The 23,659-nt window shown below is 72.2% G+C and carries 22 protein-coding genes; 12 read left to right on the forward strand and 10 right to left on the reverse strand.

The annotated features are described in order from the left end of the window. Positions 1-38: 38 nt before the first annotated feature. Positions 39-530, reverse strand: a complete 492-nt coding sequence (locus AC07AZ_RS11430) for an inorganic diphosphatase (protein ID WP_053746895.1) — start codon at positions 528-530, stop codon at positions 39-41. A gap of 124 nt (positions 531-654) precedes the next feature. Between AC07AZ_RS11430 and dacB the strand changes: the two genes are divergently transcribed. The 6 genes from dacB to folE all read left to right on the forward strand — a co-directional run bounded on the left by dacB (position 655) and on the right by folE (position 8,335). Continuing rightward, positions 655-2,235 carry a D-alanyl-D-alanine carboxypeptidase/D-alanyl-D-alanine endopeptidase gene (gene dacB / locus AC07AZ_RS11435; protein WP_478846382.1) on the forward strand — a complete coding sequence of 527 codons (1,581 nt, stop codon included), beginning with the start codon at positions 655-657 and terminating at the stop codon, positions 2,233-2,235. Between the two features lie 87 nt (positions 2,236-2,322). Further along, positions 2,323-3,456 (forward strand): zinc-dependent metalloprotease, encoded by a 1,134-nt coding sequence (locus AC07AZ_RS11440; RefSeq protein ID WP_478846251.1) that lies wholly within the window; start codon positions 2,323-2,325, stop codon positions 3,454-3,456. Between the two features lie 192 nt (positions 3,457-3,648). Further along, the gene (gene tilS, locus AC07AZ_RS11445; RefSeq protein ID WP_478846253.1) at positions 3,649-4,671 is read left to right on the forward strand and encodes a tRNA lysidine(34) synthetase TilS; all 1,023 of its coding nucleotides are present in this window, start codon (positions 3,649-3,651) and stop codon (positions 4,669-4,671) included. Between the two features lie 125 nt (positions 4,672-4,796). Further along, positions 4,797-5,357 carry a hypoxanthine phosphoribosyltransferase gene (gene hpt, locus AC07AZ_RS11450; protein ID WP_356045399.1) on the forward strand — a complete coding sequence of 187 codons (561 nt, stop codon included), beginning with the start codon at positions 4,797-4,799 and terminating at the stop codon, positions 5,355-5,357. A gap of 195 nt (positions 5,358-5,552) precedes the next feature. Next, entirely contained in the window at positions 5,553-7,592 is a 2,040-nt protein-coding gene (gene ftsH, locus AC07AZ_RS11455; protein ID WP_478846255.1) for an ATP-dependent zinc metalloprotease FtsH, read from the forward strand. 137 nt (positions 7,593-7,729) lie between these two features. Next, positions 7,730-8,335, forward strand: a complete 606-nt coding sequence (gene folE, locus AC07AZ_RS11460; RefSeq protein ID WP_478846257.1) for a GTP cyclohydrolase I FolE — start codon at positions 7,730-7,732, stop codon at positions 8,333-8,335. Positions 8,336-8,357: 22 nt separating this feature from the next. Here the strand turns inward: folE and AC07AZ_RS11465 are convergent, their stop codons facing one another. The 6 genes from AC07AZ_RS11465 to AC07AZ_RS11490 all read right to left on the reverse strand — a co-directional run bounded on the left by AC07AZ_RS11465 (position 8,358) and on the right by AC07AZ_RS11490 (position 13,620). Then, positions 8,358-8,843 carry a DUF3180 domain-containing protein gene (locus tag AC07AZ_RS11465; protein WP_478846259.1) on the reverse strand — a complete coding sequence of 162 codons (486 nt, stop codon included), beginning with the start codon at positions 8,841-8,843 and terminating at the stop codon, positions 8,358-8,360. 102 nt (positions 8,844-8,945) lie between these two features. Continuing rightward, complete coding sequence (gene folK, locus AC07AZ_RS11470) at positions 8,946-9,557, reverse strand: 2-amino-4-hydroxy-6-hydroxymethyldihydropteridine diphosphokinase (RefSeq protein WP_478846261.1); 612 nt, start codon at positions 9,555-9,557, stop codon at positions 8,946-8,948. Next, complete coding sequence (folB, locus tag AC07AZ_RS11475) at positions 9,554-9,913, reverse strand: dihydroneopterin aldolase (RefSeq protein ID WP_478846263.1); 360 nt, start codon at positions 9,911-9,913, stop codon at positions 9,554-9,556. The genes folK and folB overlap by 4 nt, the downstream gene beginning before the upstream one ends. 292 nt (positions 9,914-10,205) lie before the next feature. Continuing rightward, positions 10,206-10,709 (reverse strand): nuclear transport factor 2 family protein, encoded by a 504-nt coding sequence (locus AC07AZ_RS11480; protein WP_478846265.1) that lies wholly within the window; start codon positions 10,707-10,709, stop codon positions 10,206-10,208. Further along, positions 10,706-11,611: a dihydropteroate synthase gene (folP, locus tag AC07AZ_RS11485; protein ID WP_478846267.1), complete on the reverse strand. Its 906-nt coding sequence runs from the start codon at positions 11,609-11,611 to the stop codon at positions 10,706-10,708. Before folP ends, AC07AZ_RS11480 begins: the two co-directional genes overlap by 4 nt. Positions 11,612-11,808: 197 nt before the next feature. Further along, positions 11,809-13,620 (reverse strand): phosphatidylglycerol lysyltransferase domain-containing protein, encoded by a 1,812-nt coding sequence (locus tag AC07AZ_RS11490; protein ID WP_478846269.1) that lies wholly within the window; start codon positions 13,618-13,620, stop codon positions 11,809-11,811. A 227-nt stretch (positions 13,621-13,847) separates the two neighbouring features. On the opposite strand from AC07AZ_RS11490, the gene AC07AZ_RS11495 reads away from it, so the two are divergent. Together AC07AZ_RS11495 and AC07AZ_RS11500 are read left to right on the forward strand one after the other, a co-directional pair. Further along, positions 13,848-14,975: an alpha/beta hydrolase gene (locus AC07AZ_RS11495; RefSeq protein WP_478846271.1), complete on the forward strand. Its 1,128-nt coding sequence runs from the start codon at positions 13,848-13,850 to the stop codon at positions 14,973-14,975. A gap of 122 nt (positions 14,976-15,097) precedes the next feature. Then, positions 15,098-16,672: a hypothetical protein gene (locus AC07AZ_RS11500; RefSeq protein ID WP_478846273.1), complete on the forward strand. Its 1,575-nt coding sequence runs from the start codon at positions 15,098-15,100 to the stop codon at positions 16,670-16,672. Between the two features lie 206 nt (positions 16,673-16,878). On the opposite strand, the gene AC07AZ_RS11505 is transcribed toward AC07AZ_RS11500, so the two are convergent. Beyond that, positions 16,879-18,213, reverse strand: a complete 1,335-nt coding sequence (locus AC07AZ_RS11505; RefSeq protein ID WP_478846275.1) for a PH domain-containing protein — start codon at positions 18,211-18,213, stop codon at positions 16,879-16,881. Beyond that, complete coding sequence (locus AC07AZ_RS11510) at positions 18,210-18,740, reverse strand: PH domain-containing protein (RefSeq protein ID WP_478846277.1); 531 nt, start codon at positions 18,738-18,740, stop codon at positions 18,210-18,212. The genes AC07AZ_RS11505 and AC07AZ_RS11510 overlap by 4 nt, the downstream gene beginning before the upstream one ends. A gap of 31 nt (positions 18,741-18,771) precedes the next feature. Here AC07AZ_RS11510 and AC07AZ_RS11515 point away from each other — a divergent pair, with 31 nt between their 5' ends. Beyond that, entirely contained in the window at positions 18,772-19,923 is a 1,152-nt protein-coding gene (locus AC07AZ_RS11515; protein ID WP_478846279.1) for an NADH-quinone oxidoreductase subunit D, read from the forward strand. A gap of 1 nt (position 19,924) precedes the next feature. Here AC07AZ_RS11515 and AC07AZ_RS11520 read toward each other — a convergent pair whose 3' ends face one another. Next, entirely contained in the window at positions 19,925-20,923 is a 999-nt protein-coding gene (locus tag AC07AZ_RS11520) for an SAM-dependent methyltransferase (protein WP_478846281.1), read from the reverse strand. A gap of 118 nt (positions 20,924-21,041) precedes the next feature. Here AC07AZ_RS11520 and AC07AZ_RS11525 point away from each other — a divergent pair, with 118 nt between their 5' ends. The 3 genes from AC07AZ_RS11525 (at position 21,042) to AC07AZ_RS11535 (ending at position 23,659) form a co-directional block, all read left to right on the forward strand. Beyond that, positions 21,042-22,244: a sensor histidine kinase gene (locus AC07AZ_RS11525; protein WP_478846283.1), complete on the forward strand. Its 1,203-nt coding sequence runs from the start codon at positions 21,042-21,044 to the stop codon at positions 22,242-22,244. Between the two features lie 62 nt (positions 22,245-22,306). After that, positions 22,307-22,978, forward strand: coding sequence for a response regulator (locus AC07AZ_RS11530; RefSeq protein ID WP_478846285.1), 672 nt, complete (start codon positions 22,307-22,309; stop codon positions 22,976-22,978). Positions 22,979-23,026: 48 nt separating this feature from the next. Beyond that, entirely contained in the window at positions 23,027-23,659 is a 633-nt protein-coding gene (locus AC07AZ_RS11535) for an AAA family ATPase (protein WP_478846287.1), read from the forward strand.

Here is a 23,659-nt window from a genome sequence, read left to right on the forward strand (position 1 = left end):
CACGCGCAGGCATGCGGCCCGTCGGCACGAGAGGGGGGTCAGTGACCGCCCTGCTCCTTGAGGCGCTTGTAGGACCGCTCGATCTCGGCCTCGGCGTCGGCGCGGCCGACCCAGTTGGCGCCCTCGACCGACTTGCCGGGCTCCAGGTCCTTGTAGACCTCGAAGAAGTGCTGGATCTCCAGGCGGTCGAACTCCGACACGTGGTGGATGTCGCGCAGGTGCTCCACCCGCGGGTCGTGCGCGGGCACGCACAGCAGCTTGTCGTCGCCGCCGGCCTCGTCCGTCATCCGGAACATGCCGATCGCGCGGCACTGGATGAGGCAGCCGGGGAAGGTCGGCTCGTCCAGGATGACCAGCGCGTCCAGCGGGTCGCCGTCCTCGCCGAGGGTGTTCTCGACGAAGCCGTAGTCGGCCGGGTAGCTGGTCGAGGTGAAGAGGCGACGGTCCAGGCGGATCCGACCGGTCTCGTGGTCCACCTCGTACTTGTTCCGCGAACCCTTCGGAATCTCGATCGTGACGTCGAACTCCACCGGTGGCTCCTCCATGATCAACACATAGTTCTGGTGGTTAAGTGTCCCTCACGCAGGTGTGTGATCGCGAAAGGGGCTGGTCGTCGTGCCAGAGCTGAGGTTTTGGCAGACCGCGAGACCGCACGTGGAGCGGGTCGCGAACGCCGTGCGGCCGCGTCTGGCACGGGCCGCCGCAGTGGTGAAACCGCAGGTCGCAAGGGTCTCACGGGTAACGGGACCGCGGGTCGCGCGGATCGTACGGGCCGCGGAACCGCAGGTCGCGCGGGTCATGCGGCCGAAGACCTGGCAGTACACCGCCGGCGCCGCCGGCGCCGGACTGGCGCTGGCCGCCACGGTGGTGACCGCGGCCGGCCCCTGGGACTCCTCCGGCCAGCGTACGGCGGAGCGGGACTGGGCCGCCGCCCGCGAGCACGTGGGTGGCGCAGATCACGGCGGCGACTCCGGCTCCGCCACCGCGGCCGGCGGGCCCCGGCCGGCCCCCAGCGCCGTGGCCGTCCTCACCGGCCTGGGCGGCTCGGCCGGCACGCTCCGGGCGGCGTCGGACACCAAGGCCCTCACCGCCGTCCTGGCCCCCCTGCTGAAGGACCCGGCGCTCGGCACCCACCAGGGCGCCGCGGTCGTCGACGTCACCGGCGGGCGGCGCCTCTACGGCACCGGTTCCCGCGCCGCGCTCACCCCCGCCTCCACCACGAAGATCGCCACCGCTGTCGCCGCCCTGTCCGCGCTGGGCGCCGACCACCGCCTCACCACCCGCGCCGCCTTCGAACCCGACACCGGTGAAGTCGTCCTCGTCGGCGCCGGCGACCCCACCCTCACCGCCCACCGGCAGAGCGGGGGCTGGGCGAGCCTGCGCACCCTCGCCGACCGCACGGCCGCCGCGCTCAAGAAGCGGGACGTGCGCGAGGTGACGCTGTCGTACGACACCACGCTCTACGCCGGTTCCGGGCAGCACCCGATCGGGCCCAACGACAACCTCGCCCCGGTCAGCGCCCTGATGGTCGACGAGGCCCGCCCGGACGACTCCGCGAGCGGCCCGGTGACGCGCGTGCCCGACCCGGCGGCGGAGGCGGCCCGCACCTTCGCCACCCTCCTGCGGGCCGAGGGCATCACGACGACGTCCCCGGGACCCTCCAAGGCGACCGGCCGCGCCGAACCCCTCGCGGCGGTCTCCTCGCCGCCGCTGTCGGCGCTCGTCGAACGCATGCTGACCAACAGCGACAACGACATCGCCGAGGCCCTCGCCCGGCAGACGGCGGTGGCGGCGGGCGGCCGCGCCGACTTCGCCGGCGGCGCGGCCGCGGTCCGCGCCCGGCTGAAGAAGCTCGGACTGCCCCTGGCCGGCGCCGACTTCCACGACGGCAGCGGCCTGGACCGCGCGGACCGGCTCACCGCGGACCTGCTCACCGCGCTGCTCGTCAAGGCGGGCGACCCGGCACGGCCCGAACTCCGCCCGGTGCTCACCGGCCTTCCGGTGGCCGGTTTCACCGGCACCCTGAGCAGTCGTTACACGCGGGGCGCGGCCGGGGTCGTACGCGCCAAGACCGGCACCCTGACGGGCGTCAACAGCCTGGCGGGAACCGTCGTCGACCAGGACGGCCACCTGCTGGCCTTCGCGTTCCTGGCCTCCGGCACGACCGATCCGGCGGCCGCCCAGTCGGCGCTGGACAGGGCGGCGACAGCGCTCGCGGGGTGCGGCTGCGGCTGACCGCCGGGGTCCGGCCGGCTCCAGGGCCGGACCGGCCGACTCCTCGCCGCCCTGCCCCAAGCGGCGGCGCTCACGTACGGTTGACGCATGACGAGCATCGGTGGTGCCGCTTCTTCCGGGATGGTCGACTGGAATCTCGCGGTGGCGACCGCGACCCGGCTCGTACGGCCGGGCCCCGAGGTGAGCCGCGACGAGGCCCGGGCCGTCGTCGCGGAACTGCGCCGACACGCCAAGACCGCGGAGGGACACGTCCGGGGTTTCACCCGTATGGGGACGGAGGAGACCCACGACACCCCCGTCCTGGTGGTCGACCGCCCCGGCTGGGTCCAGGCGAACGTCGCCGGGTTCCGGGAGATCCTCAAGCCGCTGCTCGACAAGATGCAGGAGCGGCGCGGCAGCACTCCCGGCGGAGCGGTCCTCGGCGCCGTCGGCGGCAAGGTCACCGGCGTCGAACTCGGCATGCTGCTGTCCTTCCTGGCCTCCCGCGTCCTCGGCCAGTACGAGACCTTCGCCCCCGACACCCGTGACCTGCCGGCGGGCCAGAACGGCGGCGGCCGACTCCTGCTCGTCGCCCCGAACATCGTCCACCTGGAGCGCGAACTCGACGTCCGGCCGCACGACTTCCGTCTGTGGGTGTGCCTGCATGAGGAGACGCACCGCACCCAGTTCACGGCCGTGCCCTGGCTGCGCGACCACCTCGAGGGCGAAATCCAGTCTTTCCTGGGGGAGACCGACGTCGACCCGATGACCGTGCTGGAGCGGATCCGGGAGGCCGCCCAGTCGCTGGCCGGCGGCCGGCCCGAGAGCGAGGAGGACGACGGGGGGCGCTCCCTCGTCGAGATCGTGCAGACACCGGCCCAGCGCGAGATCCTCGGCCGCCTCACCGCCGTGATGTCCCTCCTGGAGGGACACGCCGACTTCGTGATGGACGGCGTCGGCCCCCAGGTGGTGCCGACCGTCGCGGAGATCCGCGAGAAGTTCCAGCAGCGCCGCGCCAAGGGCGCCTCCCGGCTGGACATGACCCTGCGCCGACTGCTGGGCCTGGACGCCAAACTCAGGCAGTACCGCGACGGCGAACGCTTCGTGCGTGCCGTCGTCGACCAGGTCGGCATGGACGGCTTCAACCGCGTCTGGACGTCCCCGAACACCCTGCCGACGAAGTCGGAGATCGCCAAACCGGCGGACTGGGTCGCGCGGGTGCACCGGAAGGCCGACTCGTGAACCCGGCGCCGGGGTCGTGAAACGAATCCGGCCGACGGCAGGCGAACGCCCCTTCAATCACCCGTCCGAGGGACCGTGAGGCACGGGTAGGCGTGCAATGCTCGGGGAACGCTCCGGCTCTGTCACCATCTACACACTCTGAGTGACCGAGCTCGGGTTCAACCCCCGACAATTTCATGAAGGGAACCGGACATGGGTCCCCATCCTGCGGTCGCGGCGATACGCCTGGCGGTCCGCCGCGTCCTCCACGACATCCTCACCGACATCCCCGTCTCCCCCGACACCCCGCACGAGCGCCCCCCGGCACCGCTCGTGCTCGTGGCCTGCTCCGGCGGCGCCGACTCCATGGCTCTCGCCTCCGCTCTCGCGTTCGAGGCCCCCCGGCTGGGCATCCGCGCCGGCGGCGTCACCGTCGACCACGGCCTGCAGCCGGGTTCCGACCTGCGTGCCGAGGAGGTCGTGCTGCGCCTTCGCGAACTCGGCCTGGAACCGGTCGAGTCCGTCGCCGTGATCGTCGGGCGCGGTGGCGGCCCCGAGGCAGCCGCCCGGGACGCCCGCTACGCCGCCCTCGACGACGCGGCCGTCCGCCACGAAGCCGCCGCCGTGCTCCTCGGCCACACCCGCGACGACCAGGCCGAGACCGTCCTGCTCGGCCTCGCCCGCGGCTCCGGCATCCGCTCCCTGTCGGGCATGGCCGCGGTCTCGGGGGCCGACGGCCGTTACCGCCGCCCCTTCCTGCGGCTCGACCGGCAGACCGCCCGCAAGGCCTGCATGGTCCAGTCGCTGCCCGTCTGGGACGACCCGCACAACGCCGACCCCGCGTACACCCGTTCGCGGCTGCGCCACGAGGGACTGCCGGCCCTGGAGAAGGCGCTGGGCAAAGGAGTCGTGGAGGCGCTCGCCCGTACGGCCCAGCTCTCCCGCGACGACGCCGACGCCCTCGACGCCTGGGCAGGCCAGGCCGAGGCATCCGTCCGCGACGCCACCGGCCTCCTGGAGTGCGCCAAGCTCTACGCCCTGCCGCCCGCCGTGCGCCGCCGCATCCTGCGCCGCGCGGCCATCGAGGCGGGCGCGCCCGCGGGTTCCCTGTTCGCCCGGCACATCGAGGAAGTGGACCGGCTGATCACCGGCTGGCGCGGCCAGGGAGTGATCAATCTCCCCGGCAAGGTCGTGGCCCAGCGGCAGGGTGGCAGACTGGTGATTCGGCAGGGCTGAATCCGGACCCGCTTCCTCGGACCGTGTGCGCGGGTCGTGGGCGGTCCGGGCGGCCGCGCGAGTACGCCGAGGGGACGCGGGTCCCCGGGGTGGCCTGGCCATCAGACGTGGGACGACCGAAAGTGATGCGGGTGGACGCGAAAGACATGGGTGCCGACCTCAAAGAGGTGCTCATCACCAAGGAAGAGATCGACGCGAAGCTGGCCGAGCTGGCCGCGAAGATCGACGCGGAGTACGCGGGCAAGGACCTGCTCATCGTCGGTGTCCTCAAGGGCGCGGTGATGGTGATGGCGGACCTCGCCCGGGCGCTGTCCACCCCCGTCACGATGGACTGGATGGCCGTGTCGTCCTACGGCGCGGGCACCCAGTCCTCCGGGGTGGTCAGGATCCTCAAGGACCTCGACACCGACATCAAGGGCAAGCACGTCCTGATCGTCGAGGACATCATCGACTCCGGGCTGACCCTGTCCTGGCTGATCTCCAACCTCGGCTCGCGCGAGCCCGCCTCCCTCAAGGTGTGCACGCTGCTGCGCAAGCCCGAGGCTGCCAAGGTCGCCATCGAGGTGGAGTGGGCCGGCTTCGACATCCCCAACGAGTTCGTCGTCGGCTACGGCCTCGACTACGCCGAGAAGTACCGGAATCTCCCGTTCGTGGGTACGCTCGCGCCCCACGTGTACGGCGGCTGAACCCGAAGGGCGCAAAGCCCTGAGCCGCTCGGAGGGCGACCGGGAACCTCAGCGGACCGCCCACCGTTGGAGCATGCAGACGGGTTCACCGGCTGTCCCGTGCGGCTTCGGCCCACCATGCTGGGGTACCGTCAGAAGAACTGTCTTATCAAACTCACTATGGCAGGAGGGACGGGGCGACACCGCTCCGTATGGATGGACGTGAAGCGATACTTCCGTGGGCCGGTCATGTGGATCGTGCTGGCCGTCCTTGCCGTGGTCGTGTTGATGCAGGTCGTCGGCTCGTCCGGTGGCTACAAGACGGTGGACACCGGCCAGGTCGTCCAGGCGATCAATGACAACAAGGTCGAGTCGGCCAAAATCACCACCGGCGACGAGCAGACCATCAAGGTGCAGCTCAAAGACGGCGTGAAGGTCAAGGGCAGCTCGAAGATCCAGGCGAGCTACATCGGCGACCAAGGCGTGACCATCGCCAGCACGCTGCAGACCAAGTACCAGGACAAGCAGATCCCCGACGGCTACACGGTCGCGCCGACGAAGCAGAACGCCTTCGTCGGGATCCTGCTGTCCCTGCTCCCCTTCGTCCTCATCGTCGTCGTGTTCCTGTTCCTGATGAATCAGATGCAGGGCGGCGGCTCCCGCGTCATGAACTTCGGCAAGTCCAAGGCGAAGCTCATCACCAAGGACACCCCGAAGACGACGTTCTCCGACGTCGCGGGTTCGGACGAGGCCGTCGAGGAGCTCCACGAGATCAAGGAGTTCCTCCAGGAACCGGCGAAGTTCCAGGCCGTCGGCGCCAAGATCCCCAAGGGCGTACTGCTGTACGGCCCTCCCGGCACCGGCAAGACCCTGCTGGCGCGAGCCGTCGCGGGCGAGGCCGGAGTCCCCTTCTACTCGATCTCGGGTTCCGACTTCGTCGAGATGTTCGTCGGTGTCGGTGCCTCCCGGGTCCGTGACCTGTTCGAGCAGGCCAAGGCGAACGCCCCGGCGATCGTCTTCGTCGACGAGATCGACGCGGTCGGCCGCCATCGCGGCGCCGGCCTCGGCGGTGGTCACGACGAGCGCGAGCAGACCCTGAACCAGCTGCTCGTCGAGATGGACGGCTTCGACGTGAAGGGCGGCGTGATCCTCATCGCCGCCACGAACCGGCCCGACATCCTCGACCCGGCGCTGCTGCGCCCCGGCCGTTTCGACCGGCAGATCGCGGTCGACCGTCCGGACATGCTGGGCCGTCTGGCGATCCTCAAGGTCCACCAGAAGGGCAAGCCGGTCGCCACCGACGTCGACCTGTCGGCGGTCGCCCGCCGTACACCGGGCTTCACCGGCGCCGACCTGTCGAACGTGCTGAACGAAGCGGCGCTCCTCACGGCGCGCAGCGACCGCAAGCTGATCGACAACGCGATGCTGGACGAGGCGATCGACCGTGTGGTCGCGGGCCCGCAGAAGCGGACCCGGATCATGTCGGACAAGGAGAAGAAGATCACCGCGTACCACGAGGGCGGACACGCCCTGGTCGCGGCGGCGTCTCCGAACTCCGACCCGGTCCACAAGATCACGATCCTCTCCCGAGGTCGTGCTCTGGGCTACACGATGGTGCTGCCGGAGGAGGACAAGTACTCCACCACGCGCAACGAGATGCTGGACCAGCTCGCGTACATGCTGGGCGGCCGCGCGGCGGAGGAGCTCGTCTTCCACGACCCGACCACGGGTGCCGCGAACGACATCGAGAAGGCCACCGCCACGGCCCGCGCGATGGTCACGCAGTACGGCATGACCGAGCGTCTCGGCGCCATCAAGTTCGGCGGCGACAACACCGAACCCTTCCTGGGCCGGGAGATGTCGCACCCGCGTGACTACTCGGAAGAGGTCGCCGCGCTGGTCGACGAAGAGGTCAAGAAGCTCATCGAGACGGCGCACAACGAGGCCTGGGAGATCCTGGTCGAGAACCGCGACGTCCTCGACCAGCTGGTGCTTCAGCTGCTGGAGAAGGAGACGCTGAACAAGGAGCAGATCGCCGAGATCTTCGCCCCGATCGTGAAGCGTCCGCCCCGGCCCGCCTGGACCGGTTCCTCCCGCCGCACGCCCTCCACCCGCCCGCCGGTGCTCTCCCCCAGGGAGCTCGCACTGACGAACGGCGCCAACGGCTCGACGGCGGCGATCTCCACCGCGAAGTCCACCGCGGCGGAGCACGCTCCGGCGACGGAGACGGCCCCGGAGGACCGCCCCGAGAGCTGACGCCGTAGAGCACCGTGCCCGGCAGGGCACCGTGCTCAGCAGGTCCGGAATGGAAGCCGCGCCCCCCAGGTTCTAGCCTGGGGGGCCGCGGCATTTTCGTATGCCCGCGGGCGAGACGCACAGGAACGAGGCAGCAGATGACCGACCCCGTGACACTGGACGGCGAAGGGTTTATCGGCGAGTTCGACGAGAAGCGGGCCGAGAGCGCCGTACGCGAACTGCTGATCGCGGTGGGGGAGGACCCCGACCGTGAGGGGCTGCGGGAGACTCCCGGGCGGGTGGCGCGCGCCTACAGGGAGATATTCGCGGGTCTGTGGCAGAAGCCCGAGGACGTGCTGACGACGACCTTCGACCTGGGTCACGACGAGATGGTGCTGGTCAAGGACATCGAGGTGCTGAGCTCCTGCGAGCACCACCTGGTGCCGTTCGTCGGGGTGGCCCACGTGGGGTACATCCCGTCCGCCGACGGCAAGATCACGGGCCTGTCGAAGCTGGCCCGGCTCGTGGACGTGTACGCGCGCCGGCCCCAGGTGCAGGAGCGGCTCACCACGCAGGTCGCCGACTCCCTCATGGCGATCCTGGAGCCGCGCGGGGTCATCGTCGTCGTCGAGTGCGAGCACATGTGCATGTCGATGCGGGGGGTTCGCAAGCCCGGGGCGAAGACCATCACCTCGGCGGTCCGCGGCCAACTGCGTGACCCGGCGACCCGCAACGAGGCGATGAGCCTCATCATGGCCCGCTGACGCCCGCGGCCTGCCGCCTGTCTCAGGCCGCCGACGCGGCCCCCGTGTTGTGCTCGTCGTCCTCCGGGAGCTTGCAGACGCGCTCCAGGAAGAGGGCCGCCGCTATGACGCCGATGCCCGCCAGGACGGAGAAACCGGCGTAGATCGCCTGGTCGCGGCGGGCGGGGATGTCGAGGGACTCCAGCAGGAAGACGCCCGTGCCGCCGTACATGCCGGCGACGAGGGCGGCGACCAGGGCGCTTGCCTGGCCGAAGACGACCGCGCGCGCCGCCATCAGCGGGTCGACGCCCTTGGCACCGGGCCGCCGCTCGCGCTGCGCCTTCAGGCGGGCGCGGATCGACAGCGCCGTGGCCAGCAGGACCACCGCGATCACCGCCAGCACGATGGGTGCGGCCAGCGGGACGCTGGGGAGGGTCCCGATCGAGTTCCAGAGGCGGGCGCCCGCCCAGGACAGGATTCCGGCCACGGCGAAAACGCCGGCCAGTAGCCTGATGCGAAGCTCTCTCACGGTGTCCCTTCGGTTCCCGGACCCGCCGGCCCTGTGGTCGTGGTGACCTTCCGGGACGTGCCGTCCCGTCGGGCCGTCCTGTGGTCGCCTGAACCTTAACGACTACTCGGGCAGGTGGAGTTCCAGGTCCTTGCGCGGATCGACGCCCTCGCGGGTGACGGTGTCCAGCAGACCGGCGACGGGGCCGCGGCCGGGCAACTGGGCCCCGGGTTCCACGTCGTGCCAGGGGGCGAGGACGAAGGCGCGTTCGTGGGCGCGCGGGTGGGGCAGGGTGAGGTCCGGATCCTCGGAGACGACGTCGGCGTACGCGACGATGTCGACGTCGAGGGTGCGCGGGCCCCAGCGTTCGTCCCGCACCCGGTTGAACGCCTCCTCCACCGCGTGCGCCCGCTCCAGCAGGGAGGACGGGGGCAGCGTGGTCTTCAGCAGCACCACCGCGTTGAAGTAGGAGGGCTGGCTGCCCGGCTCGACGCCCCACGGCTCGGTCTCGTAGACCGGGGAGACCGCCTTGACGCGTACGCCGGGGGTGTCCTCCAGGGCGTCGACGGCGCCCTGGAGGGTCTCCAGGCGGTTGCCGAGGTTGGAGCCGAGGGAGAGCACGGCCCGCTGCGGGTTGTGCAGGGTGGTGTCGGCGGCGTCGACCTTCTCGACGACGGAGGCGGGCACCGGCTGTACGGTCGGGTCGCTGTGGCCCTCGGTGAAGGACGCGGTCATGCTCGGCTCCGGGTGATGGTGACGGTGACGTCGTCGAAGGGGACGGTGATCGGGGCGTCCGGTTTGTGGACGCGGACCTCGACCTCCTGGACCGCTTCGTGTTTCAGGCACGTCTGGGCGATGCGTTCGGCGAGCGTCTCGACGAGGTTGACGGGCTCGCCCTTGACCACGGCCACGACCTCCTCCGCGACGATGCCGTAGTGCACGGTCTTCGTCAGGTCGTCGTCAGCCGCGGCCGGCCGGGTGTCCAGGCCGAGGGAGAGGTCCACGACGAAGGTCTGGCCCTCCTCGCGCTCCCTGGGGAACACACCGTGGTGTCCACGGGCCTTGAGGCCGCGCAGCGCGACACGATCCACGCGAATCACTCCTGCAGTCGTCGGTGAGGGCCCGTCCGTACCGCGTGCGGGCGGTGGACCGGCCTCAGGTGAATCTACCCGCGGGCACCGACAGGGCCGGGCCACCAGGGCACGGGCCCGAGCGGAGGCCGGGGTTCCTCATGGTGTGTGCTCCCCGGGGAACCCGGCGGCTGACGGGCTGGTAGCCGTCCCTACCCCCGTGCCGTGATTCCAACCACTTCTTGGTCCCGGCGGGCGATTCCGAGGTGCTTCCCGGGCGCGCGCGCCGGGGTGTTCCCGGGAGCGCGCCCCCTCAGGCGGGGGGCTCCTCGGCTTCGTCCTCGTCGTTCTCGGCCAGCACCGGTGAGGCGTGGTGCGACCAGAGTTTCCAGCCGTCGGGGGTACGGCGGAACACGTTCGTGGCGACCACCAGCTGGCCGACGAGCGGGCCGAGCTCCTCGTCGCCCTCCGGGGCGGGACCGCCGCTGAGGATGTTCTCGGTGCAGGTGACCAGGGCGGTGTCGCCGGTGACGGAGACGTGCACGTCGGTGAGGAAGAACTGGATGTAGTCCGTGTTCGCCATGATCAGGGCGTACGACCGGAGAACGTCTCCGCGGCCGGTCAGCACGGGCCACCCCGGGTGCACGCAGGAGATGACGCCGACGTCGGCCGGGTCGTGGTACTCCTCGTCGACACCCAGGTCGGAGGGGGTGAGCCAGAGCGAGGAGAGTGCGTCGAAGTCGCCCCGCTCCAGGGCCTCGTAGAAGGCGGTGTTGGCTTGTCCGACCTGTTCCACGTCGGTGTGGGGGGCGCTCACCGGGCTCCTTCGCCGAGGGCCGCGCCCGGCGCGTTCTCCGCCGTGCGCGCCCCTTCCACGGCGCGCGCGACTCGTACCGCGTCCGCTGTCGCGCGTACCTCGTGCACCCGCACCGCCCACGCGCCGGCCTGCGCCGCGAGCGCGGACACGGCGGCCGTCGCCGCGTCGCGCTCCCGCGCGGGGGGCGGGGCGGCTCCGGGTCCGGCCAGGACGCGGCCGAGGAACCGTTTGCGGGAGGCGGCGACCAGGAGGGGGTGCCCGAGGGCGAGCAGGCGGTCGAGGTGGGCGAGCAGGACGAGGTCGTGCCCGGCGTCCTTGGAGAAGCCCAGACCGGGGTCGACGACCACCCGGTCCGGGGCGATGCCGCCGGCCAGGACGGCCTCCACGCGCGCGTGGAGTTCGTCCACGACCTCCCGTACGACGTCCTCGTACACGCCCCTGACGTTGTCGCCGTCCAGGAATCCGCGCCAGTGCATGACGACGAACGGAGCGCCCGCCTCCGCCACCACCGGGATCATCGCGGGATCGGCGAGGCCGCCGCTGACGTCGTTGACGAGGGCGGCGCCGGCGGCGAGGGCCTGGGCCGCGACCGAGGCGCGCATGGTGTCGACGGACACCGTGACGCCCTCGGAGGCGAGACCGCGGACGACGGGGACGACGCGTTTGAGCTCCTCGGCCTCGTCCACGCGGGTGGCGCCGGGGCGGGTGGACTCCCCGCCGACGTCGACCAGGTCGGCACCCTCGCCGACCAGCGCGAGGCCGTGTTTGACGGCGGCCGTCGTGTCGAACCAGCGGCCGCCGTCGGAGAAGGAATCGGGGGTGACGTTCACGACTCCCATGACCGCGCAGCGGTCCCATTCCGGAAGGCCCGCGATGCGCCCGCGTCCGCTCTGCTTGCTCATGCGTTCAGCCTAGGCCCAGGGCGCGAGACCGGGAGCCCGCGCCTGGCCTCGCGGGGTGAGCGCGGGCAGGCCAGGGCACGCGCGACGGTGTCCGGTCAGGGCACGCGCGACGGATGGGCCGGAAGGGCACGCGCGCGAGCCCTTCCGGCCCATCCGTCCCGGCCCGGCGCCGGTACCGGTACCGGTACCGCGGGCCGTCACGCGGCGCGGACGCTGCGTTCCGCCGTGCCGTGGGCGCATGCGCGCGCGACGGGGGTGCGGCGGCGCAGGAAGCGGGGCAGGGGCAGGGCGAGGTCGACGAAGCCCTCCGCCTGCATGGCGGCGAAACCGATGCGCGGCAGGTCTCCGGAGGCGCGGTAGACCACGAAGCGGGGCTCCCAGCGGGGCTGGAACTTCGCGTTGAACTTGTACAGGGACTCGATCTGGAACCAGCGGGAGAGGAACACCAGCAGTCCCCGCCAGGCACGCAGCACGGGACCCGCGCCGATCTTCTCGCCGCGCGCGAGCGCCGAGCGGAACATCGCGAAGTTGAGCGACACGCGCGCGATGCCGAGTTTCGGGGCGGCCTGGAGGGCCGCCACGATGAGCAGCTCGTTCATGCCGGGGTCGGCCGAACGGTCCCGGCGCATCAGGTCGAGGGAGGCCCCGTCCGTGCCCCACGGCACGAAGTGCAGAACCGCCTTGAGGTCGCCGTAGGGGCCCGGCCGCTCGTCGGTCTTGTGGGCGGTCGCGATGAGGCAGTCGCCGTCGGCCGGGTCGCCGATGCGGCCCAGCGCCATGGAGAAGCCGCGCTCGGTGTCGGTGCCGCGCCAGTCCTCGGCGGCGCGGCGGATCCGCTCCAGCTCGGCCTCCCCGAGGTCACGGACGCGCCGGACCCGGGTCTCGTAACCGGCCCGCTCGATGCGCTTGACCATCTGCCGTACGTTGCGCATCGCGCGGCCGGCGAGGGAGAAATCCGCGACGTCCACCACCGCCTCGTCGCCCAGTTCGAGGGCGTCCAGGCCGGTCTCGCGGGTCCACACCTCGCCGCCGGTCTCGGAGCAGCCCATGACGGCGGGCGTCCAGGAGTGGGCGGTGGCCTCGTCCATGAAGCGTTCGATGGCGCCCGGCCACGCCTCCACGTCCCCGATGGGGTCGCCGCTGGCGAGCATCACGCCGGACACGACCCGGTAGGTCACCGCCGCCTTGCCGCTGGGTGAGAAGACGACCGCCTTGTCGCGACGCAGCGCGAAGTGGCCGAGCGAGTCGCGGCCGCCGTGCTTGTCCAGCAGGACCCGCAGCCTGGCCTCGTCCTCCTCCGTCAGCCGCGCGGCGGGGTGCTCGGGCCGGAACGCGAGGTAGATGGTGGTGACTGCGGTGAGCAGCCCGAGGGCGCCGAGGGAGAAGGCGACCGTCCACGAGGTGTCGCCCTGGTAGTCGACCGGTCCCTCGAAGCCGAACAGGCCGTAGAGGACGTGCGTAATGCGATCGGCCAGGCTCGGGTCGCCGACCAGGCGATGGGGGTGGACGCTGACGATGACGAGTCCGAGGACGAGGGAACCGGCACCCATGAGGACGAAGTTGGCGAGCGCGCGCCACCGGCTGCGCGGATCGGGCAGCGCGGCGAACTGGTCGCGGTGGCGCAGCAGCGGTGCGAGCAGCGCCAGCGAGATGACCAGGCCGAGCAGCGAGTGGCGGTACGTCAGCTGGGCCACCGCGCCGGCCGGCAGCAGGACCACGGCGGCCCGCCAGGCGCGGCGCTTGCGGCGCCGCAGCCCGTGGGCGAGCAGCAGCAGGAGGACTCCGCTGCTGAGCGAGAGGGCGGCCGCGAACGGCCCGAGCGCGCCGGGCAGCACCTCCGCGACGGTGTGCATACGGCTGTGACGGAAGCGCGGGAAGACGCCCGCGGCGATGTCCAGGAGACCGACCAGAGCACACGCTCTGGCGATGAGGACGGGAACCACCTCGGGGCGCGGGCCACGGAGGGCACGCTGGACCGGATGTGATCGTTTCGGAACCTCGACCGACATTTCCTCATCTGTCCTGACAGACATCGCAACCCACTAGCTAGCGCGAGAGTTTCTTGGATCCGGTGCCGATTCGGGCATCCGGCGACATTGCGCCCTCTAGGACGGTGTCTCGAGGAGAGAGGTTCACTCAACTCCTCAAAGCCCTTTCAAAGGCGGAGGAAAGTCCCGGACAAGCTCTCACGACGTTGTGAGGGCCCGGGCGGAAACCTTAGGCGGGAAGCAGCCCCATGGGTCTCACGAGCAACGCGGCACTGACGCTGGCGATCCTGTTCGCCGTTGTGCTGTTCGGCGGCACGGTGTGGCAGTGGCCACGGCTGGCACGGCCGAGCTGGCGAGCCGTCAGCGGTCGGGTCGGTCTGCTGTTCGCCACCCAGCTGGCGCTGTTCGCGACACTGGGACTCGCCACCAACCAGGCGTTCGGGTTCTACGCCACCTGGGCGGACCTGTTCGGCCAGGAGGACGGACTGGGCGTGGTCGTCGACCACACCTCCGCCGCCGGATCGGGCGGCCCCCTGCGGGTCGTCGACACCCGGCGGGTGAAGGAGTCCGGCGGTTCGCGTCCGCAGTACGGCGGACAGGTGCAGCGCGTCGACATCGTGGGCCGCGCCACCCACATCGCCACGCCGGCGTACGTGTACCTCCCGCCGGAGTACTTCCAGCCCCGGTACCGCACGCGCACCTTCCCGGCGGCCGTCGTGCTCACCGGGTACCCCGGCACCGCCCAGGCCCTCGTGGACAAGCTCCACTATCCGCGTACGGCCCTGCAGCTGGCCAAGGACGGGCGCGTGCAGCCGATGATCCTGGTGATGCTCCGCCCGACGGTGGCGCCGCCGCGGGACACGGAGTGCGTGGACGTGCCGGGCGGGCCGCAGACCGAGTCCTTCTTCGCCGAGGACCTGCCCGAGGCCGTGCTGGCGCACTACCGGGTGGGCAGGAAGCCGGGCAGCTGGGGCATCATCGGCGACTCCACGGGCGGCTACTGCGCGCTGAAGATCGCGATGCACCACCCCGGGGTGTACGCGGCCGGGGCGGGGCTGTCGCCGTACTACAAGGCGCCGATCGACCCCACCACGGGCGACCTCTTCCAGGGCGACGACGAGGTGCGCGACCGCGCGGACCTGTGGTGGTGCCTCAAGCACCTGCCCGCGCCGGACACCTCACTGCTCGTCAGCAGCAGCCGGATCGGGGAGTCCAACTACAGGGACACCCTCGCGTTCATAAGGCGGGTGAAGGCCACCGGACTGACGCGGATCTCGTCGATCATCCTCGACAGCGGCGGCCACAACTTCAACACCTGGCGGCGGGAGATTCCGGGGACGCTCCAGTGGATCAGCGGGCGGTTGAGCGGCCGGTGAGCGCGGCTCGGGGCGAATGCCGGGGGTGGCCGGAATGCCGGTGTCGGGTAAAGGGCGTGGGACGGCGTTGTTTTTACGGGGCGGGGCACCAAGGTTCGCCTACGCGCGGTAAGTTTCTGGCCATGCCACGTGGACGCCACCGCCATTCCCCGCCCCTGCACCGGCTCCTTCCTTTCTCGGCGATCGCAGGCGTGTCCCTCGTCTGCGCCCTCGGCCCCTGGTTGTTCACGCAGCCGTCGGCGCTGCGCGCGCTGGCCGCGGCCGCCGCGGTGACGGCGGTCGGCGGCGCGGTCGTCATGCGCCACTGGGACAGCCAGGCGGGCCGGCAGGTCGCCGACCTCACGCGCGCGCGGGCGAGCGACGAGTGGCGGCACGAGGAACGCGTCGCCGAACTGGAGACCGACCTCGAGGAGTCGCGCGAACTGCGCGTCAAACTGGAGCAGCGGCTGCGGGCCAAGCGCGCGGAGCTGGCCGGGCTGCGCAACGAGCACGCCGCGCTGCTGCGCCGGTACGCCACCGCGGAGACCGAGCGCGCCAGCGCCCTCGAAGGCCGTCGCCTGCTGGAGATAGAGACGATCAGCCCGGCGCGCGCACTGGCCGCCGGAACGGTGGCGGAGACGGAGACGGGCCCGGACGAGGACACCGGGGCGGTCGCCGCCGAGTCCCCGGCCCAGGCCGGTGGCGAGGCCGGCACGGAGACCGTGGTCGACGCGGAAACCGAGGGCGGGACCGGTCCGGACACCGCTGCCGAGGTCGATGACGAGGGCGCCGGGGCGGCCACGGAGGACGAGACCACCGACGAGGGGGCGGCCCCCGCGATCTTCTCGCCCGAGGGTTCCCGGCTGTTCCTGCGGGCGAAGGCGGCGCTGGGACAGTTCGACGCCGAGGCGACCGGCGAAGGCCCCGGTGACATCGATGGCGTCGAAGTCGGTGAAGACGGTGAAGACGGCGAAGACGCCGGGGCTTCCGTGGAGACGCAGACGGAGGCCGACTCCGAGGCGGACCTCCCCGAGGACACGGACGCCGAGGCCGGGACCGACGCCGACACCGGCACCGACACGGAGTCGAGCGAGGTCGTGGTGACCGGCGGCGCGTCCGGTACCGGTACCGACGCCGACCGTGACGCCGCCGCGTTCGTCCCCGAGCCCAGGCTCGCCGCGAAGCCGGCCCCCAGGGCCGCGTTCCTGGAGCAGGAACCCCGTCAGACGCCGGAGCCGGAAGCGCCGGTGCAGGCAGCGACCGACGGTGCCGGCGGCGCCGGCGGGAACGACACGGAGGCCGCGCAGGAGGACGAGGCGCGGGGGAAGCCCGAGGCGGTCGACGGGCATCAGCGCGCGGCCGCCACCCCTCCGGCCCGGAGCACCGCGCAGCCCGTGCGGCAGCCCTCCGGGCACTTCATCGCGCCGACCGCCGTGGCCGTCGCACCGGCGACGCCCGCGCGACGCCCGACGGTCGAGGGCGGCTTCGACTTCTTCGGCACGAAGCAGGAGTCGGGGGACCCGCTGGAGTCCGTCCAGAACGAGGACCTCGCCGACGTCGTGGGCCAGGAGGCCCTCGCGCTCCACAAGGCCGAGTCCGAGGCGGACTTCAAGCCGGTGACCGACCAGGCGCGAGGCGTCGGCCAGGTCATCGACCTGACGGCCCACGACGAGACGGAGCACATCGACGTGGAGGGCCTGCGCAGCGCGGTGTCGTGACGAAAGACGGCGCGGTGTCGCGACCGACCACCGCGCGGTGTCGTGACGAAAGACGGCGCGGTGTCGCGACCGACCACCGCGCGGTGCCATGACGAACCACACCGCGGTGACGGATGAACCACACCGCGGTGTCCCGACAGACACCGGCGCACGCGCGACCCACGGCCGGCGGCACATGTCGCCGGCTTCGTCGCGTCAGCCCCGCGTCACACCATCCAGCGGTCCGGCCGGGCCCCCCGCCGCCCCGTCCGGGACCGTTCCGACTGTTCGCGCAGCAGGTCGTGTGCCTCGGCGGTGTCGCGCAGTCGTGCCGTCACCGTCTTGTTCGCGCCCGTGTCCACATGGAGGTCGGCGAGGCCGCGGGCCCGTTTCCACGGGCCCTGTGTCAGCCGGACGCTCTGCACCTTCGCGTGCGGCACCAGTGTCAGGCTGCGCCGGAGCAGGCCGTGCCGGGTGACGAACACCGCGTCCGTGGCGGTGAAGCCGTACGCCCGCCACCACAGGGGCACGCAGAACCGGGCGCGCAGCGGCGGACGGGCCAGCGTGGCCGGAGCCGGCACGGTCACGCCGGGCAGCACGCGCGCGACGACGGCTTCGGCGATCTCCCGCGGCGCGACCGGCACCAGCACGGAGTTGGACGACCCGGCCACGTCGAGTTCGACCCGCACCCAGCCGCGCCGCCGCCACAGCAGCGGCTCCACGAGGCGCACGGTCTGCACGCGGCCGGGCGGCACGGTCTCATGGGCGCGGTCCAGCAGCCCGTGGTCGATGCGCAGCCCGTCGGGGGACTCGCCGACCGCCCAGTCGTACTCCGAGACGAACCGTCCCACGCTGCTCGCGCCCGCCGCACCGAGCAGGGGCAGGCCGGTGGCGAGGACCGTCCACAGGCTGTGGGTGGCCAGCCACAGCAGCGGCGGTACGACGAGCGCGGCGGCCAGCGAGCCCCAGGTCGCGCCGGTCAGCACCAGCGAGACGGCGAGGACGCCCGGCGGCACGTGCAGCAGCTGCCGGGACGGCGCCTCGCCGACCTCGTGTGCCGTCTCGGGTGCGAAACCGGCCGCCCGCGCGAGCAGTTCGGCGCGCAGCGCGCGGGCCTCGTCCTCGCCGAGGAAGGCGAGTTCGTCCTTCTTGTCCACGCCGACGACGTCGAGTTTGAGTTTGGCGACGCCCGCGACCCGCGCGAGCAGCGGCTGGGTGACGTCGACGGCCTGGATGCGTTCCAGCCTTATGTGCGCGGTGCGCCGGAACAACAGCCCGGTGCGGATGCGCAGTTCGGAGTCCGTCACCGCGAAGTGGGTGAACCACCAGGTCAGGAAGCCGTAGAGGGCGGCGGCCGGGACGACCGCGGCGAGCGCGATCAGGAGGGTGGTGGTCGTCAGCCGGGTGAGCTGGCGCTGCGCCTGGTCGGGGTCGTGCACGGCCCAGCCGGCGATCACCGCGATCGGCGCCCAGGCCCGTCTGAACGGTGTGACGGGGTGCAGCCGCCGCTCGGTGACGGGCGGCTTCTCGCGTATACCGTCGTCGACACCCGGCGCGGTCACAGGCCGGCCGATCGGGCCTCGCCGAGTTCGGTGAGCCGGTCGCGCAGCCGTTCCGCCTCGACCGGGTCCAGGCCGGGTATCGTCGCGTCGGTCGCCGCGGCGGCCGTGTGCAGTTGCACGCTGGCCAGGCCGAAGTGCCGTTCGACGGGCCCGGAGGTGACCTCGACCAGCTGCATCCGCCCGTACGGCACGACGGTCTCCTCACGCCACAGCACACCCCGGCTGATCAGCAGGTCGTCGGCCCGCTCGGCGTACCGCCAGGAGCGCCAGTTGCGGCCCAGCAGGACCCAGCCCCAGGCGGCCAGCGCGAGCGGCAGCAGCGCGAGGGCGGCCCAGGCGGGCCCGGCCGTCAGGCCGAGCAGCACGGCCAGGCCGGCGGCGAGCAGGCCCAGCCACACCACCAGCAGCAGCCGTCGCATCCGTAGCAGCCCCGGCGGCAGCCCGGTCCACGCCGGCTCGCCCTCCGCCGCCCCTGTCGTCCCCGTCGATCCCGCAGGCCCCGTGTCGTGCGGGCTCCCCGTCTCCATGAGGTAAGAGTACGTAGGGGAGACTGTCCGCATGACTCCTACGACGGAGACCACGGTCGGCATCGGCGGCGCCGCGGAGAGCACCGACATGGTGCTCAACATCGGTCCCCAGCATCCGTCCACGCACGGGGTGTTGCGGCTGCGGCTGGTCCTGGACGGCGAGCGCATCATGCACGCGGAGCCGGTGATCGGCTATATGCACCGCGGTGCGGAGAAGCTCTTCGAGGCCCGCGACTACCGGCAGATCATCATGCTGGCCAACCGTCACGACTGGCTGTCGGCCTTCTCCAACGAGCTGGGCGTCGTCCTGGCCGTGGAGCGCATGCTCGGCATGGAGGTGCCCGCGCGCGCGGTGTGGACGCGCACGCTGCTCGCGGAGCTCAACCGGGTGCTCAACCACCTGATGTTCCTCGGCTCGTATCCGCTGGAGCTCGGCGGGATCACCCCGGTCTTCTACGCGTTCCGGGAGCGCGAGACCCTCCAGAACGTCATGGAGGAGGTCTCCGGCGGCCGGATGCACTACATGTTCAACCGCGTCGGCGGCCTCAAGGAGGACCTTCCGGCCGGCTGGGCGACCCGCGCGCGCGGGGCCGTCGCCGAGGTCCGCTCGCGCATGGACGTGTACGACGACCTGGTGCTCGGCAACGAGATCTTCCGGGGGCGCACGCGGGGCGTGGGCGTGCTCACTCCGGCGGCCGTGCACGCGTACGGCGTGAGCGGACCCATCGCGCGCGGCTCCGGTGTCGACTTCGACCTGCGCCGGGACGAGCCGTACCTCGCCTACGCGGAACTGCGCGACACCCTGGAGGTCGTCACCCGGCAGGAGGGTGACTGTCTCGCCCGCTTCGAGGTGCTGCTGCGGCAGACCCACAACGCCCTCGACCTCGCCGACGCCTGTCTCGACCGGCTCGCCGAGCTGCCGCCCGGGCCGATCAACCAGCGGCTGCCCAAGGTGCTGAAGGCGCCCGAGGGCCACACCTACGCGTGGACCGAGAACCCCCTCGGCATCAACGGCTACTACCTGGTCAGCAGGGGCGAGAAGACCCCGTACCGGCTCAAGCTGCGCTCGGCGTCGTACAACAACATCCAGGCGCTCGCGGAGCTGCTGCCGGGGACGCTGGTGGCGGACATGGTGGCGATCCTCGGCTCCCTGTTCTTCGTGGTCGGGGACATCGACAAGTAGGTCAGTCCGGCGGGCCGAGCGGGTCGGGGACGCCGACCGGCTGGAGCAGCCAGCCGAAGTCGCCGAGTCCGCCCGGCGCGGTGAGCTCCGCGGCCTCACCGGCGCTCGTGAGGGCGCGGACGTAGGCGGCGGGGTCGCTGGACGCGAGCGCGAGCGGGGGGCGTGCGCCGCTGATGCCGAGGGCGCGCAGTGCCTCGCGCTGCGGCAGCAGGCGTGCGCCGGGGAGCGCGCAGGCGTCCAGGGCGACATGCGCCGTGATGTCGCACGACCCGTCCGGCACGGGCGCCGTCTCACGGCCCCCACGGAAGCCGGTCAGGGTCCCGAAGGGGGGTCGCGCGTCCGCGGTGTGCCCGTAGTCGACGGCGACCGCGAGACCCCGGTCCACGGAGGCGACCGCGTCCGCCCAGGCCAGGTCCCTCGGCCGGCCGATCTCCGCCCGCAGTCCCTCCTCGGCCGGCAGCGGCCACCAGCGGGCGAGCCACTGCGCGTCCGCGCCCGCGACCGGCTCCCCGAGCCGCTCCTCGCCGTCCGCCCGCACCAGCACCAGGCGTGCCGCGCCCGCGTGGTCCACCTCCGCCACGTCGACCGGCACGTTGTCCAGCCACTCGTTGGCGAACAGCAGGCCCGTGACGTGCCGCGGGGTCTCGGCCCGCCACTCGATCCGGTGGTCGAGGTGAGGCGGCCGGCCGGCGAGCTCGACGGCGTACGCGCGCGTGCGGCGGGCCACACCGGCCGGGAGCGCGGCGAGGACGCCGGTGACCAACTCCCCGCGCCCCGCCGCCATGTCGACGAAGTCGAGGACGTCGGGGCCGCCCAGGGCCTCGTCCACCCGGCACAGCAGCCGCGCCACCGCCCCGGCGAACAGGGGTGAGGCGTGCACCGACGTACGGAAGTGCCCGGCCGGACCCTCGGGCCTGCGATAGAAGCCGTCCGGTCCGTACAGCGCGGCCTCGGCCGCCGCCCGCCGGCCCCGCCACTCACCCCTCACCTCTCCAGCCACGCGCCCAGGTTAGGCGTAGAGGGGAGCGCTCCCTCCACCTTGCGGAGTACGCGCACCCGACGCGGATCGCCCCTCCGGTTGACCCCTGCACGCATCTGGCTTCCCTACTCTGGGTTACGTGCAACGCCTCTACGACTTCCTCCGCAGGCACCCGGCATGGGTCGACGGCTTCTGGGCCGCCGTCCTGTTCGGGATCTCCGTCGTCAGCGGGGCAGCCCGTCACGAGGGCGCGGGCACGGAATCCCTGGCCGTCCTCGTCCCGATCGCGTTCCTGCTGAGCGCGGTCGTCGCGTTCCGCCGGCGCATGCCGGAGAAGATGCTGCTGCTCGCCATAGCCCTCGGCACCGCGCAGCTCGCGCTGGACGCGGCGACGACGGCCGCCGACTTCGCCATGCTGGTGATCGTCTACACGGTGGCCGCGACCGGCGCCCGCTGGGCCTCCCGGCTCGCGCTGACCGCGGGTCTGTGCGCCGCCCCGCTGGCCCAGCTGCGCTGGCCGAACCACGAGACGTCGGTCCTCGGCAACGTCGCCATAGTGATCTTCCAGACGGTGCCGTTCGCGCTGGCCTGGGTGCTCGGCGACTCGATCCGCACCCGCCGCGCCTACTTCGCGCAGCTGGAGGAGCGGGCGGCCCGGCTGGAGAAGGAGCGCGAGGCGCAGGCCAAGGTCGCCGTCGCCGCCGAGCGCGCCCGGATCGCCCGCGAACTGCACGACGTGGTCGCGCACAACGTGTCGGTGATGGTGGTGCAGGCCGACGGCGCCGCCTACGTCCTGGACACCGCGCCCGACCAGGCGAAGAAGGCCCTGGAGACCATCTCCTCCACCGGCCGCCAGGCCCTCGCCGAGATGCGCCGCCTGCTCGGGGTGCTGCGCACCGGGGAGCACCGGGAGGGCGGAGAGTACGTCCCGCAGCCCGACGTGGAGCAGATCGACGACCTCGTCCAGCAGTGCCGGGGGTCCGGCCTGCCCGTCGACTTCAAGGTCGAGGGCACGCCGCGCCCGCTGCCCAGCGGCGTCGAGCTCACCGCGTACCGCATCGTGCAGGAGGCGCTGACCAACACGCGCAAGCACGGCGGCCCGAACGCGGGCGCCAGCGTTCGGCTGGTCTACTTCGACGACGGGCTGGGCCTGCTCGTCGAGGACGACGGCAAGGGCGCCCCGCACGAGCTGTACGAGGAGGGCGGCGCCGACGGCCGCGGACACGGCCTGATCGGCATGCGCGAGCGCGTCGGCATGGTCGGCGGCACCCTGGACGCGGGGCCCCGGCCGGGCGGAGGATTCCGGATCAGCGCCCTGCTCCCGCTCAAACCCGCGCACTGACGCCGCCCCGCGCCAGCGCCGCCCCGCACCCGCCAGGCCCCACGGAAACGGAAGAAGACCCGATGACGATCCGCGTGATGCTCGTCGACGACCAGGTGCTGCTGCGCACCGGGTTCCGGATGGTGCTCGACGCCCAGCCGGACATGGAGGTCGTCGCCGAGGCGGGCGACGGTGTCGAGGCCCTCCAGGTGCTGCGCGCGACCTCCGTGGACGTCGTCCTGATGGACGTCCGCATGCCGAAGCTCGACGGCGTGGAGACCACCCGCCGCATCTGCTCGGACCCCAACCCGCCCAGGGTGCTGATCCTGACCACCTTCGACCTCGACGAGTACGCCTTCTCCGGACTGAAGGCGGGCGCCTCCGGCTTCATGCTCAAGGACGTGCCGCCCGGCGAGCTCCTCACCGCCATCCGCTCCGTGCACAGCGGCGACGCGGTCGTGGCTCCGTCGACGACCCGGCGCCTCCTGGACCGGTTCGCGCCCATGCTGCCCTCCGCCGGCAAGAAGGACCGGCACGAGGGCCTGGAGCGCCTGACCGAACGCGAGCGGGAGGTCATGGTCCTGGTCGCCCAGGGCCTGTCCAACGGCGAGATCGCCGCCCGCCTGGTGCTGTCCGAGGCCACGGTCAAGACCCACGTCGGCCGCATCCTGACCAAACTGGGCCTGCGGGACCGGGTGCAGGTGGTGGTCCTGGCGTACGAGACGGGACTGGTCCGGGCGGGCGGCCACGGCTGAACCCGGGAAACGCGGCACGCGAGGGCGGCCGTCCCCTAGGGTCTGCGCATGCTCCTGTGGATCAACGGCCCTTACGGGGGCGGCAAGACACAGACCGCACACGAGATCCGGCGGCGCCTGCCCGGCAGCGTGATCTGCGACCCCGAGCACCTCGGGTTCGGCCTGCACCGCATGCTGCCGCCCGGACTGCGCGGTGACTTCCAGGACCTGGCGTCCTGGCGGCAGGGCGTCGTCGAGATCCTGGATCTCACCCTCACCGCGCACGCCGGGGTGGTGATCGTCCCGATGACGGTCACCGACTCCGGCCACTTCGCCGAGACCGTCGGCCGGCTGCGTGAACTCGACCACGACGTAAGGCACTTCACCCTGCTCGCACGGCGCGAGACCGTCCTGAAACGGCTGCGCGAGCGCGGTTTCGGGCACCTCCTCCAGCACGTCGCCGGGAAGAACACCTCCGCGCGCGCGGGGAACTGGGCCGAGCGGCATCTCGACCACTGCCTGGAGCGACTGCGGGAGCCGGAGTTCGCCGAACACCTGTGGACGGACGACTCGACCGTGCCGAAGACCGCGGACCGCATCGCCGTCCTGGCCGGGCTGAGGCTCGGGCCGAACACCGAGGGCGCGGTGCGGACGCGGCTCAGACAGGCGTGGGTCGGCCTGCGGCACATCCGGTTCGACTGA

This window comes from Streptomyces sp. NPDC043878 (genome assembly GCF_056435735.1).

Bases quoted from the DNA above. Each gene is read 5' to 3' on its own strand.
- folE (WP_478846257.1), top strand. From the start codon at position 7,730: ATGACCGACCCCGTGACACTGGACGGCGAAGGGTTTATCGGCGAGTTC.
- ftsH (WP_478846255.1), top strand. From the start codon at position 5,553: ATGGACGTGAAGCGATACTTCCGTGGGCCGGTCATGTGGATCGTGCTG.
- AC07AZ_RS11495 (WP_478846271.1), top strand. From the start codon at position 13,848: ATGGGTCTCACGAGCAACGCGGCACTGACGCTGGCGATCCTGTTCGCC.
- tilS (WP_478846253.1), top strand. From the start codon at position 3,649: ATGGGTCCCCATCCTGCGGTCGCGGCGATACGCCTGGCGGTCCGCCGC.
- folK (WP_478846261.1), bottom strand. From the start codon at position 9,557: ATGACCGCGTCCTTCACCGAGGGCCACAGCGACCCGACCGTACAGCCG.
- hpt (WP_356045399.1), top strand. From the start codon at position 4,797: ATGCGGGTGGACGCGAAAGACATGGGTGCCGACCTCAAAGAGGTGCTC.
- AC07AZ_RS11530 (WP_478846285.1), top strand. From the start codon at position 22,307: ATGACGATCCGCGTGATGCTCGTCGACGACCAGGTGCTGCTGCGCACC.
- folP (WP_478846267.1), bottom strand. From the start codon at position 11,611: ATGAGCAAGCAGAGCGGACGCGGGCGCATCGCGGGCCTTCCGGAATGG.
- AC07AZ_RS11490 (WP_478846269.1), bottom strand. From the start codon at position 13,620: ATGTCGGTCGAGGTTCCGAAACGATCACATCCGGTCCAGCGTGCCCTC.
- AC07AZ_RS11510 (WP_478846277.1), bottom strand. From the start codon at position 18,740: ATGGAGACGGGGAGCCCGCACGACACGGGGCCTGCGGGATCGACGGGG.
- AC07AZ_RS11535 (WP_478846287.1), top strand. From the start codon at position 23,027: ATGCTCCTGTGGATCAACGGCCCTTACGGGGGCGGCAAGACACAGACC.
- AC07AZ_RS11500 (WP_478846273.1), top strand. From the start codon at position 15,098: ATGCCACGTGGACGCCACCGCCATTCCCCGCCCCTGCACCGGCTCCTT.
- AC07AZ_RS11440 (WP_478846251.1), top strand. From the start codon at position 2,323: ATGACGAGCATCGGTGGTGCCGCTTCTTCCGGGATGGTCGACTGGAAT.
- AC07AZ_RS11515 (WP_478846279.1), top strand. From the start codon at position 18,772: ATGACTCCTACGACGGAGACCACGGTCGGCATCGGCGGCGCCGCGGAG.